The organism is Actinacidiphila bryophytorum (genome assembly GCF_016916835.1).
Taxonomy (GTDB): domain Bacteria; phylum Actinomycetota; class Actinomycetes; order Streptomycetales; family Streptomycetaceae; genus Actinacidiphila; species Actinacidiphila bryophytorum.
This window is the reverse complement of the sequence record NZ_JAFFIX010000015.1, coordinates 143,614-155,901: the sequence shown is the minus strand read 5'-3', so window position 1 is coordinate 155,901 and position 12,288 is coordinate 143,614. Positions and strand designations below refer to the sequence as shown.

The 12,288-nt window shown below is 70.8% G+C and carries 11 protein-coding genes; 8 read left to right on the top strand and 3 right to left on the bottom strand.

The annotated features are described in order from the left end of the window. Positions 1-52 precede the first annotated feature (52 nt). Complete coding sequence (locus tag JT723_RS21915) at positions 53-538, bottom strand: MarR family winged helix-turn-helix transcriptional regulator (RefSeq protein WP_205046440.1); 486 nt, start codon at positions 536-538, stop codon at positions 53-55. A gap of 250 nt (positions 539-788) precedes the next feature. On the opposite strand from JT723_RS21915, the gene JT723_RS36220 reads away from it, so the two are divergent. Beyond that, the gene (locus tag JT723_RS36220) at positions 789-2,336 is read left to right on the top strand and encodes an extracellular catalytic domain type 1 short-chain-length polyhydroxyalkanoate depolymerase (protein ID WP_205046439.1); all 1,548 of its coding nucleotides are present in this window, start codon (positions 789-791) and stop codon (positions 2,334-2,336) included. Between the two features lie 142 nt (positions 2,337-2,478). Beyond that, positions 2,479-3,279 carry a DUF427 domain-containing protein gene (locus tag JT723_RS21905; protein ID WP_205046438.1) on the top strand — a complete coding sequence of 267 codons (801 nt, stop codon included), beginning with the start codon at positions 2,479-2,481 and terminating at the stop codon, positions 3,277-3,279. 12 nt (positions 3,280-3,291) lie between these two features. Here the strand turns inward: JT723_RS21905 and trpD are convergent, their stop codons facing one another. Next, complete coding sequence (trpD, locus tag JT723_RS21900) at positions 3,292-4,392, bottom strand: anthranilate phosphoribosyltransferase (RefSeq protein WP_205046437.1); 1,101 nt, start codon at positions 4,390-4,392, stop codon at positions 3,292-3,294. Between the two features lie 454 nt (positions 4,393-4,846). On the opposite strand from trpD, the gene JT723_RS21895 reads away from it, so the two are divergent. From JT723_RS21895 to JT723_RS21875, 5 genes are all read left to right on the top strand, one after another. Beyond that, positions 4,847-5,554: a B3/B4 domain-containing protein gene (locus JT723_RS21895; RefSeq protein WP_205046436.1), complete on the top strand. Its 708-nt coding sequence runs from the start codon at positions 4,847-4,849 to the stop codon at positions 5,552-5,554. A 75-nt stretch (positions 5,555-5,629) separates the two neighbouring features. Then, positions 5,630-5,974: a thioredoxin family protein gene (locus JT723_RS21890; protein ID WP_205046435.1), complete on the top strand. Its 345-nt coding sequence runs from the start codon at positions 5,630-5,632 to the stop codon at positions 5,972-5,974. Positions 5,975-6,154: 180 nt separating this feature from the next. After that, positions 6,155-7,033, top strand: a complete 879-nt coding sequence (locus JT723_RS21885; RefSeq protein WP_205046434.1) for a fatty acid desaturase — start codon at positions 6,155-6,157, stop codon at positions 7,031-7,033. Beyond that, positions 7,030-7,287 (top strand): hypothetical protein, encoded by a 258-nt coding sequence (locus tag JT723_RS21880; RefSeq protein ID WP_205046433.1) that lies wholly within the window; start codon positions 7,030-7,032, stop codon positions 7,285-7,287. Before JT723_RS21885 ends, JT723_RS21880 begins: the two co-directional genes overlap by 4 nt. Before the next feature lie 42 nt (positions 7,288-7,329). Beyond that, positions 7,330-9,339 carry a CHAT domain-containing protein gene (locus tag JT723_RS21875; RefSeq protein ID WP_205046432.1) on the top strand — a complete coding sequence of 670 codons (2,010 nt, stop codon included), beginning with the start codon at positions 7,330-7,332 and terminating at the stop codon, positions 9,337-9,339. Positions 9,340-9,561: 222 nt separating this feature from the next. Here the strand turns inward: JT723_RS21875 and JT723_RS21870 are convergent, their stop codons facing one another. Next, positions 9,562-10,779 (bottom strand): ROK family transcriptional regulator, encoded by a 1,218-nt coding sequence (locus tag JT723_RS21870; RefSeq protein ID WP_205046431.1) that lies wholly within the window; start codon positions 10,777-10,779, stop codon positions 9,562-9,564. Between the two features lie 338 nt (positions 10,780-11,117). Here JT723_RS21870 and JT723_RS21865 point away from each other — a divergent pair, with 338 nt between their 5' ends. Continuing rightward, on the top strand, positions 11,118-12,236 hold the full coding sequence (locus JT723_RS21865) for a sialidase family protein (protein ID WP_205046430.1): 1,119 nt from the start codon (positions 11,118-11,120) through the stop codon (positions 12,234-12,236). The last annotated feature ends 52 nt before the right edge of the window (positions 12,237-12,288 follow it).

Sequence of the window (12,288 nt, the reverse complement as noted above, 5' to 3'; positions counted from 1 at the left end):
CGGCCCGGCACCGGGTACGGCCGCGGTGGGGTGCCGGCTCCGGCCGTGCGCCCTACGGCAGGTCCGCCGCGTGTTCCGGTTCCGGGTGCAGGGCGCGCGCGCACTCGGCGAGGTGGTCGGCGAGCGCCTGCCGGCTCTGGTCCTCCAGTGCGGCGAGCATGACCTGTTCGATCTCGTCCAGCGCACGGTCGCAGCGGCGCAGTGTCGCCAGGCCCGCACGGGTGAGGCGCACCCGCAGCACGCGGCCGCCCCGGGGGTCGGGTTTGCGGAGCACCAGACCGCGCCCTTCGAGGTCGCGGATCACCTGGTTCATCGCCTGTGCACTGACGAAGGCGATACGGGCCAGCTGCGCCGATGACGGCCCGTCGCGCAGGCGCAGTTCGCTCAGGGCCATGTACTCGGTCGTGGTCACGCCGTGCCGGGCCAGCGCGTCGTCCAGGTGCCCCCGGATGCGCCGCTCCAGACGGAACACCAGATAGCTCAGGCGGGGCGAGGTCGCTCCGGGGTGAGCGGCCGCGCCGGCGTGTGATGTGGTCACGACCGAACGATACCCGGCCGGCGCCCAACGCTCCGCCTGCCGACGTGCCGGCCCGGCCGCCCTGTATCAGGCCCCTTGATAACAAGGAGGTTGATAATATGGCGTAAAACACCTCTTCACACCCATGATCATCTTGCGTTTGTGCTGCAAGACGTTGACGCTTCCTCAGCCGAGCAGCATCCTTCCGGTGACGGATGCCGGCGGCTGGTGCCCGCTGCGGCGTCCGCACACCCCCCACACAGGAGGAACGATGAGACGGATCTCGAAGGCGCTGGCCGCTTTGTGCGCCGCAGCCGCGTTCACGGCCATGACGCTGCTCCTCGGGTTCACCGCCCCGGCCTCGGCGGCGAGCCTGACGCAGGTGACGAACTTCGGCGCCAACCCGGGCGGCGCGCAGATGTACGTCTACGTGCCGGACACGCATCCGGCCAATCCGGCGATCCTGCTGGCCCTGCACGGCTGCGGCGGCACCGGTCCCGGCTTCTACTCAAGCAGCGAGTTCGCGTCGCTGGCCGACCGGTACGGCTTCATCGTCATCTACCCCAGCGCCCAGCAGGAGGCCGGGTTCGGCAAGTGCTGGGACACCTGGTCGTCCGCGGCCAAGGTCCGGGGCGGCGGGAGCGACCCGGTCTCGCTCGTGTCGATGATCAGCTATGTCGAGCAGACCTACCACGGTGACGCCGGGCGGGTCTACGTCACCGGCTCGTCGTCGGGCGGCATGATGACCGACGAGATGCTCACCCTTTACCCGGACGTGTTCAAGGCCGGGGCGGCCTACATGGGAGTGCCGTTCGGCTGCTTCGCCGACGCGGCCGACTACCCGCCGGGCACCAGCAAGTGCACCGGCGGCAGCATGGTCCGCACCGCCCAGCAGTGGGGGGACCTGGTCCGGGCGGCCTACCCCGGCTACAGCGGTCCGCGCCCGCCGATCCAGCTCTGGCACGGCACCGCCGACACCCTCGTGCCCTACCAGCTGCTGCAGGAGGACATCAAGCAGTGGACGAACGTCTTCGGGCTCAGCCAGACGCCGACGTCCACCGACACCCCGCAGTCCGGCTGGAACCGCAGCAGCTTCGCCGACTCCTCGGGCAAGGTCGACATCGAGGCGTACAGCATCCAGGGCGCCGGGCACGTACTGCCGCAGGCGGGTATGGCGGCGTACGCGATCCATTTCTTCGGCCTGGACGGCACCAGCAGCGGCGGCGGTGACACGACCGCGCCCTCGGTCCCGTCGAACCTCGCGGTCACCGGCGTGACCGCCTCCTCCGCCTCCCTGACGTGGTCGGCGTCGACGGACGACGTCGCGGTGACCGGCTACCGGGTCTACCGCAACGGCGTCCAGGTCGGCACGGCCGGCGGGACCACCTTCACCGACACCGGACTGTCGGCCTCGACGCCGTACACGTACACCGTCGCCGCCGTCGACGCCGCGGGCAACGCCTCGGCCCGGTCGACCGGTGCGACCGCGACGACCTCCTCCGGCGGCAGCACCGGCAGCGGCTGCACGGCGGCCTATTCGGTCACCAACCAGTGGGGTACGGGCTTCACCGCCGACGTGACGGTGAAGAACAACGGCACGACGGCAAGCACCGGCTGGAAGGTGAGCTGGTCCTGGAGCGGCAACCAGCAGATCAGCAGCGTCTGGAACGGCGTCCTGTCCCCCGGCGGTTCGACCGTGGCCGTCACCAACGCGGCCTACAACGGCTCGATCGCCCCGGGCGGCACCACGGCGTTCGGCTTCCAGGCCGGCTACTCGGGCACGAACACCGCCCCGACCCTGACCTGCACCACGACCTGACGCCCGGACACCACCCGCGCGCAGCCCGCGGCCTTGCGGAAGGCCGCGGGCTGCGCCGTGCCTGAATGCACTGCGCGCCGCGGTGTGGTGGTCTGGGGCGACCGGGGTGCGACCGGTGCCCCGGGCGACGGCGGGAGTGGCCATGGACGACAGCAGCAGGTATCCCAAGATGATCGTGCCCGTGGGACACGTCGAGCCGGTTCCCCGGCGGCTGCGTGCGCTGGTGGGGAGCCGGTACGTCATCGACACCACGCGTGCGATGTACGTCTGGGCGTGGCCGGGCTACCCGCAGTACTGCATCCCGCTGGGGGACGTCGCGGACGGCGTGCTGGCCGACGAGGGCAGGACGATGCCGCTGGGGATCGGCGGGGGGCGGCGGCAGACGCTCGATGTCGACGGGCTGACCCGGCGCGGCGCCGGCTGGGTGTGGGACGACACGGCGCCCGAGGGGATCCGCGGATACGCCGGCTTCCGCTGGGAGGCCATGGACGCGTGGTTCGAGGAGGACGAGCAGGTCTTCGTCCACCCCCGCAGCCCGTACACGCGGGTCGACGCGCTGCGCTCCGGGCGGCCTGTCCGGGTCGAGGTCGACGGCGTAGTGATCGCCGACGCACCCTCCTCGGTGATGGTCTTCGAGACCGGGCTGCCCACGCGGTACTACCTCGACCGAGTGCACGTCGACTGGAGCCGGATGGTCCCCACCGACACCGTCACCAGCTGCCCCTACAAGGGGACGACCAGCGGCTACTGGTCCGTCAGGACCGACAGCGCCGTCCACCCCGACCTCGCGTGGGCCTACGACTTCCCGACCCGCCAGCTCTCCCCCGTCGCAGGCCTGGTGGCCTTCTACAACGAGCACGTCGACCTCTTCCTGGACGGCGAGCCGCTCCCCCGGCCGGCCGCCGTGAGCCGGGCCCAGTGGGAGAAGGAGCGGCGGGGCTGAGCAGCCGTCGGGTCATACCCCCTGCCGCGCCGACGGCAGCAGGGGGTCACCCTGCGGAACACGGGTCCGCGGCACGGCCCCGGCCGTACGCGTCGCCTTGCGCCACAGGGCCAGCTGCCGTCGGGCCGCGCCCGAGTCCAGGGCCTGCGAGGCTGCGGCAAGTCCGTCGGCGAGCGCCCGGTCCACGCTGGGGGTGAGCCCGCGGTAGGCGGCGATGGCGGCCGCCGCGTTGATGGCGACGGCGTCGCGCACCGGGCCCGGCTCCCCGCTGAAGGCGCCGTGCAGCGCTGCCGCGAGCCGGCTGTGGCCCGCGCGGTGCAGCGTCGGCGCGGTGGAGCGCGCGAGGCCGTAGTCGGCCGCGTCGACGACGGTGCGGGAGACGGCGTTGTCCTGCACGACGCACACATCCGTGGGACCGGCGGTGGAGATGCGGGCGAGGCCCTCCCGCCCGCGGACGATCAGCGCGGTGGTGTCCCGCTGGGCCAGGTTGACCGCCAGCGCGCTGGTCATCCGCGCCCCGGAGCAGCCGATCAGGCCGGCCCGGGGGCGGCCGGGGTTCAGCAGCGGGGAGAGGTGGTCCAGCAGCGTCGGGACGCCCAGCGCGCGGCGGACGGTGGCGGCCCGGCGGAGCCGCTGGTGGAACCGCGGTGCGAAGAGGTAGGTGATGCCGGCCGCCGCAAGGCAGCCGGCCGCACTTTCCGCCGACAGGTCCGAGCGGACTCCGAGTGCCGCACACGCCTGCGCCGGCCCCGGGCTGGACAAGTGACCGGCGCGCTCGCCGTACTGGACGACGGGAATCCCGGTCGCGGCGACCGTGACGGCCACCGCGACGGACAGGTCGGCGGATCCGGTGAGATCGTCACCCACGCGTGTGACATCGACGGCGCTCTCCCGGACCCACGGAACAGCTTCCTCGGCAATCGCATCCGCCACAGCAGCCATTTCGACCGGCGTCTCGCCTTTGACGCGCAATCCGACCAGCAGAGCCGAAAGCTGTGCCGCATGGAAGTCGCCCGCCAGCACGCTGCGCATGGCCCATCCCGCGTCTTCCGCGGACAGATCGATTCCTGCCAGAAGATCATGCAGAACCGAGCTCCACGAATGCTGCGCCATCGGCCCTCCCACAGGCAGTCGTGGCGAACGGTTCCCGGGCGGCTTCGCCGACACACATATGATGCGTCATTTCCCGCCTCCCGTGCGAGGGTGACGCCGGCTCACCGGCGGCCGGAAGGTATCACAGACAACCCACCGGACTCAGAGGCACCGCAATTTCCGGATCATTGAAATGGAGCAATCATGCCCCTTGTTTCGCGGATGACATCCTTGTCCGATGATCCCGTTCCACGGGCGAGCTGAAGTGCCGTCAGCGGAATTTCGAGAGCGACTGGCGTGCATGTCCGGGATGCCCTACCGTGGATCCGCGCGCCGCAGGGGGTGGCGGCGACTGCGGCCGGTCAACTCGGGGCCTGCGCCTGAATGCCTGATCCAATCCCAATGCCCTCTGGTGCCCGGACGTCCTGGCGCCCGCACGCGCGCGGTCGTGATCGACAGAAAAGGAATGGACCAAGTGAAGCTGAAGGTATCCGACGATCTCCGCAAGGCCTTTCCGGAGCTGCGCATTGCCGTGCTCCAGGCCAGCGGGATCGACAACACCGGCATCGCACCGGACCTCGACCGCCTCAAGAACGAGGCGGCTGACCGCATGTATCAGGACTTCACCTACGAAACACTGAACGAGCTTCCCGAGATCGGCGCCTGGCGCGACGCCTACCGGGCTTTCGGGGTCAAGCCCAAGGACAGCCGGCCCACCGCCGAGGCCTTCCTGCGGCGGCTGGTCAAGGGCGAGGAGTTCCCCACCATCTCCAAGGCGGTCGACTCCTACCTCCTGGTCGAGACGAAGTTCTACCTGCCGGTCGGCGGCTACGACGCGAGCACGGTCACCGGGGACATCACCCTGCGCTTCTCGGAGGGCGGCGAGAGCTTCACACCCATCGGTGGCCGGACCGAGGAGTTCACCAAGCCGGGCGAGGTCGTCTACTGCGACGACGCCCGCATCCTCACCCGCAGGTGGAACTACCGCGACTGCGACGCCTGCAAGGTGACCGACGCGTCCACCGACATCGTGCTGTTCACCGAGGCGCCCTTCGCCGGCGTCCCGACCGAAAGCCTCCAGGCCTCCGTCGAGCTGATGGCCGAGTACATCGGCACATTCTGCGGCGGCTCCGTCTCGACCCTCATGCTCGACTACACCACCGCAGGGGAATACGACCTCTGACGGTCACCGCCGCCAACGGGAGGGGCGAACCTTCGGCCATGGAACAGACCATCCGGCACAGGGGGTGAACGGCAGTTGCTGTACTTGACGTCGCTGCCGGAACTGCAGTCCGCGGTGGCCCGGCAAACAGCCCTGGTGGTCGGCTGCTACTCCGACTGGTGTCCGGCGTCCAGCCAGTCGAAGCCGGTCTTCGAACGGGTCGCCGCCGCACATCAGCACTGGGCGTGCTTCGCGAAGGTTCGCACCGACGAGAGCCCCGACATCGCCGGAGTTCTCTCGGTCACCGCCATACCGTCCTTTTACGTCTTCCGCACAGGCCGGCTTCTGGACACGCTCCGCGGCTCGGTACCCGAGGCCCGGCTGATCGACTGGATCCGGAGGAACCTCCGGGAGAATGCACAACAACAGCACATAGCGTGAGCGTCATGCTCTACCCAAGGGGGATTGGGCGTTGTGCAGAAAGACCACTGGGGAAGGGTCGTACCCGCAGACGTCAAAAAGGCCGTGCGTGACTGCTCGGCCACCGACAACTGGCGCAACTGGTTATTCCTCACCGGGGATTGGGGACTGATCGTTGCCGCCGCCGCCACGCACCTTTACGTGGGCGGCATTGCCGTGTACCTGCTGAGCGTGCTGGTCATCGGCAGCCGTATGCGGGCACTGGCAAATCTCCTGCACGAGTCCGCACACTACAAACTCTTCGCCGACCGGCGGATGAACGGCATTGCCGGGGCCGTCCTGTGCGCCTGGCCGCTGTACACCGGCTACCGCACCTACGTACGCCAGCACCGGCTGCACCACCGCAACCTGTGGAAAGGCGAGCAGGACCCGGACCTGGCCCTCTACCGGATGACGCGCACGGAGAACGCACGCAGAGGCGCCGTGTCCTTCCGGTCCTTCGTCCTCACGCACGTGGTGTTCGTCGTGATTCCGGTACTTCCACTGCGGCGGCTGATCGCGGAAAGCGGCCGCGGGCGCAGACTCCTCGTCCCACTCGCCTCCCTACTGGCCGCGCTCGCCCTCCACACCTGGGTGAGCGGCACGGCCGGCGACATCCTCATCCGCTACTGGCTGATTCCGTGGGCCACCGCCTACCAGGTCATCGCCTACTGGGCAGAACTGGGAGAACACGGCGGGCTCAGCGGGCGGGGCCACGACTGGGGAAGCCGGAACTGGCGCGGGTCGGCAGTGTCCCGCTGGCTCATCGGGTCGCACTCGGACGACCTCTACCACCTGCTGCACCACTTCTTCCCTTCGGTGCCGCACTACCGGCTCACCGAACTCGACCACACCTGCCGCGACCGGTGGTCGGACTACCGGGCGCAAGGCCGGTGCAGCGGCTTCTTCGTCGGCGGACACGACGGCGTGTCGGTGCTGCACGACATATGGGACGGCGGTGGTTGCCGGGCGGAAACGGCTCCCGCCCCGGCTGTCCCCGCAGTGGTCCCCGCCGTCCTGGGCACGGAAGGTATCGGATGATCGCCGTCATCGGAATCGCCGCCATGATCACCGGGCTTGCGCTGACCGTCACCGGCGCGGTGGTCGCCCTCCGCGAGGCGGAACGCGAGCGCGGCGGCGACCTGCGCGGCCCGGCGGACGAACTGGTCGACAGCCTCGCCCGGTTGATGGAGGCGCTCGCGGACCACCCGGTCGGAGTACGCGTCAGTGTGCTGGGCATCGTCGTCTTCTTCCTGGGCGGGCTGACCGCGGGTGTGGGCGCCCTCGTGGGATAGCCGCGGCCGACCAGAACGCCGGCCCACGACCCGAGGAGAACCATGGCCTTTCACCCGCTCTGGCTGCCGCAGCCCTGGTGGATCGTCTTTCCGTTCAGCAGCGGGCGGGGCGACCGCATCCGGGCGGTCCGCTCCTGCCTGCAGAACGACGGCGGCTTCGGCAACTGGCCGCGGGCCGAGAGCTACCTGGAGTGCTGCTTCCAGGCGTTCGTCGCCCTGAACGCCCTGGACGCGGTGGCAGTGGTGGACACCAGGCCCGTCCGGCGGTTCCTGCTGGACCGCGAGACAACCGCCGGCGGCTTCGCCGACGACCCAGGCGGCCACCCCACCCTCTTCAACACCTTCTACGCCGCCGTGTGCCTCAACCTGCTCAACCGGACCGACGCGATCGACCCGTCCACCCACCTGGCCTTCGTCGCCACGCACGAGAAACGCAAGGGCCGCAGCCTCAGCTACGCGTGCATACCCGGCTGGGAGCCGGAACTGATCGCCACCTTCTGGGCCGTCACCACCCGGTTCGTCCTCGGCGCGATCCCGAAGGACGACGGCCGGCTGATCGCGGACTGGGTGGAGTCCTGCTGGAGCGAGGAGGACGGCGCGTACGGTGCCTCCCCCGGCCATCCCGCGGCCATCGAGTACACGTACTGCGCGCTCGCCGTCCTGGCCATACTCGGACACCCCGTACCCGACCACCGCACGGGGCGGATCACCTCCTTCGTCTCGGACCTCTTCGACACCTCGCGCAGTCTGTTCGGGGAGCGCCCCGGCGCCCCCGGCGCCTGGTCGGACTCCATGTGGGCGGTGGCCTGCCTGGCGATGCTCGGCACGATCGACGCGCTCGACCTGCGCACCCACACCCGGCTCGTGCGCGGCCTCGTACCCGACCAGCTGTGGCACCTGCACTGCCAGCTGACGATACTCAGCTACCTGGACCAGACCGAGCCGCAGACCAGGCTCAGGCTCGTCAACATCGAGCACGTCCCGGCCGCCAACGGATACTCCGTCGTCTCCACGACCATCCAGAACCGGCCGGTCATCAACTCCCCCGTCGTCCAGCTCGACATGTCCGAGACGTCGGCGCGCCGGGTGAGCGCGATCGTCGACGAGTTGGAGCAGCTCATCCGCAAGCCGCCGCGGCAGAGCTTCGAGGAGTCCTTCGGTGCGGTGCTCGACGAGCTGAGCGCCGAGGTGACCTCGGTCTTCCTGCCCCGCGCGGTCTTCCGGCCGGGAGAGGAGGAGGTCTCCTTCCTCGAACTGTCCTCGGAACCGGACCTGCTCGCGATCCCGCTGGAACTGGCGCGTATAGACGACGAGTTGATGATGCTCCGGCACTCGCCCGGGAGGTTGATCCGCACGCTGCAGCCCGGTACCGCCGACGGCACCGACTTCACCCCGTCGGCGAAGCTGCGCGTCCTGCTGCTCGGCGGCTCCCACCAGGGCCGCCGCGAGGTCCTCTCCACCGTGGAACCGGAACTCGCCGACATCGAAGCGGTTTTCCGCGCCATGGGAACCACGGAGGTCCACCGGCTCCAGGGCCGCGACTTCACCCGCCGCAACCTCAGGACGGCCCTCACCGAGAGCGTGGCGCCGTGGGACATCATCCACTACTCCGGACACACCTTCTCCCTCGGAAGCACCGGGGAGACCAGCGGCATCATGCTGGCCGACGGCGAACTCGAAGCCCGGGTGATGGCGGACTGGCTCGGCGGCGGCCTGCCGCGGCTGCTCTTCGTCAGCGGCTGCGCCTCGGCCCGCCTGATCGGCAGCCAGAGCGGACTCTTCCGCTGGACCAACCGGGGCATGGCAAGCGTCTGGGCGAGCCACGGAATCCCCTACCTCGGCTCCTACTGGTCCATCCGGGACCGCGAGGGCGCGGCCTTCGCGGCCCGCTTCTACCAGTGGATCGCCGCCGGCTACCCCATCGGCGAGGCCCTCCGCCAGACGCGCCAGTACTTCCGCAACCGCCGCGTCCGCCCGTCCGGTTGGGCGGGCTACTCGCTGGTCGGCAGCCCGCGGATCCGCCTGTGCACGTACCAGTTCGCGGCACGCTGACGCCTGGCGCGACCGCTCGGCGGCGCCGGCGTACTCAGCGGCGTCCTAGGCCGTGTTTTGGAAGTCCCGCCTGCCCCGCGACGCCTGGCACGCACGCTCGCTGCGTTGTCGGAGTCGTCCGAGCAGGCCCACTACGAGGACGACCCTCCGCCTTGCAATCGCACGCACCGGACGCCGCGCGGCCCGCCCTGTGGGCGGACGGCGCTACTTCCAGAACACGGCCTAGGCGGGCGCGCGCATGCGTTCGACGAGTGCGGCGGGCGACCTGGCCAGGGCCAGGGCCGCCGCGCCCAGGACTTCGGCGCGGTCGCCGAGCACTCCGGTGATCACCCGGGCCGTGGTGGCCGCACCGGCCAGGCTGTGGCGGTGGATGGTCGCGCGGATCGGGTCGAGCAGCGCGTCGCCCGCCGCGGCCAGTTCGCCGCCGACGACCACCAGTTCGGGGTTGAGGACGTTCACGACCGCCGACAGGGCGAAGCCCACGGCCTCACCGGCGTCGGCCACGGCCCGCAGTGCCCGCCGGTCGCCGGCCGCGATCAGGCCGAGCAACTCCTCGCCGGCCGGCGCCTCGATGACGTGCTCCAGCTGCCGCGCCACCGCGACGGGGCTCGCCACCGTCTCCAGGCACCCCCGGTTGCCGCACCGGCAGATCACGCCGTCGGGTTTGACGCAGACGTGGCCGACCTCGCCGGCTATGCCGCGGGCGCCGCCGTAGGGCCGGCCGCCGAGGATGAGCCCCGCGCCCACACCGGCCGACAGCCGGATGTAGGTCATGTCGCTGACGCCCTGTCCTGCGCCGAAGACGTTCTCGCCGAGGGCGCCGGCGTCCGCGTCGTTGGCCAGCTGCACCGGCATCCCGAGCCGCCGGCGCATCTCCGTCTCGGGGACGACGCCCTGCCAGCCGGGGAGAATCCCGTCCGCCCTGATCTCGCCGGTGGCCGGATCGAACGGCGCGGCAAGTCCGATTCCCGCCCCGATCACCCGCCGCGGGGCGACGGCCGCCTCCCGCAGCGCCCGGCGGACCAGGTCGTGCGCGAGGTCCAGGGTCGCCGACGGCGCCTCGTCGACCTGCGCGCGGGACCACTGCTCTGCGACCGGCTCACCGGCCAGGTCGCAGACGATGACACGGACGTGCTGGTGGCCGATGTCGATGCCGACCGCGAAGGCCGCGCCCGGCACGAGCGAGAGCAGCGTGGGTCGCCGGCCGGTGCCGCGGTGGCGCTGCTCCTCACCGGGAGCCTCGTGCTCGCGGATCAGCTCGGCCTGGTCGAGTTCCTCGGCCACGCTGGACACGGTGCCGCGCGACAGCCCGGTGCGCCGGGCGATGTCCGTCCGGCTGCTGCCCGGGTGGAGGTGGATCGACTCGATCACCCGCAGCCGGTTGAGGTCGCGCACGCCCAGCGACGGCGGTGGCGGCGGCAGGCCTACTGGCTGGTTCACGGGGAGAAGGCTAGTTCACCCGGTGCCCGCGCCCGCACCACTGCCCGCCTTCTCGGCAAAGATCAGCACAACGACGGGATCGAATCGCGCCACACGCGGAGCCTTCTTCCATTTTTGCCCTAACGAACTCCCCTTCGCGGACAGCATCATTGACCGGGCATCAAAGTTGCGCGTAATGTCCCGGCCGCCGATCTCAGAGAGAGCGAAGGTGAACCATGGACCATGGTCATGACTCGCGGTGGGTCGCATCCACCGATGGACGGCAGGCAGATGGAGCGGCTGACCCGGCGGGGCGTCCGACGCGCAGGGCGCTGCTCGCGGCAGGAGCGGCAGGAGCCGTGGCGTTGTCCGTGGGCGGCGCGGTATCGGCGGCTGCGGCGCCGATCGGCCCGGGCCCCGGCCCCGCGCCGGACGAGGTGCCGTTCGGTCCCGTCACGGTGGCCGACCCCGGATCAGGCGCCTCCTACGCGCGGGCCGTGCGGCTCGGCGAGCAGCGGCCGGGCGGACCGCGGACGCTGCTGGCGACCTTCCAGCAGTTCGACTCCGGGCAGCCGGGCGGATTCCCGGTCTTCCGCAGCGACGACGGCGGCCGTACCTGGCGCCCGCAGAGCAAGGTGCCGGACGGCGGCGAGTCCGGAAGGATCTGGCTGCAGCCCTTCCTCTACGAGCTGCCGCGCGCCTTCGCAGGCCTCCCGAAGGGGACGGTGCTGTGCGCCGCCAACTCCCTTGATTCCGCGAGCACCCGGATCGTGCTGTACGCGAGCCTCGACCGCGGCCTGACCTGGCGCTTCCTGAGCACGGTGACGGAGGGCGGCCCGCCCGTACCGCAGAACGGCAACACGCCGGTGTGGGAGCCCTTCCTGCTGCTGCACCGCGACCGGCTGGTCTGCTACTACTCCGACCAGCGGGACCCGGCGTTCGGGCAGAAGCTGGCCCACCAGACCAGCAGGGACCTGCGGCACTGGGGCGAGGTCGTCGACGACGCCGTGGGTGAGGAGTACAGCAAGCGCCCCGGCATGATCACCGTCGCGCAGGTGCGCCGCGACCTGTGGATCATGAGCTACGAGTACGGCGTCACGGACACCTACTACCCGGTGCGCTACAAGCTCGCCCGGGACCCGGAGTCGTTCGGCCCGGCCCCGGCGCTGGAACTCCTCGACCAGGACGGGTACGCCCCCTCGGCCGCCCCGACCGTGGCGTGGTCGGACTCCGGCGGTCCCCAGGGCACCATCGTCCTCAGCGCCAACAGCGACCAGGACTTCTTCGTCAACCGCGCCCTCGGCGATCCGGCGCAGTGGACGCGCCTGTCCTCGCCGATGCCGAGGGGCTACAGCCGCTTCACCATCCCCCTGACCGACCCTGGCCCGCGCCACCGCTCCGGCCTCGTCTTCGTCGTGACGGGCGCCCCCTACGCAGAGCAGGCCCCGATCCAGGCCGGCGTCATCTCGTTGGACTGACGGCCCGACCCGGGAAGGCGGTGCGGGGCGACCGCAGGAGTCGCCCCGCGCG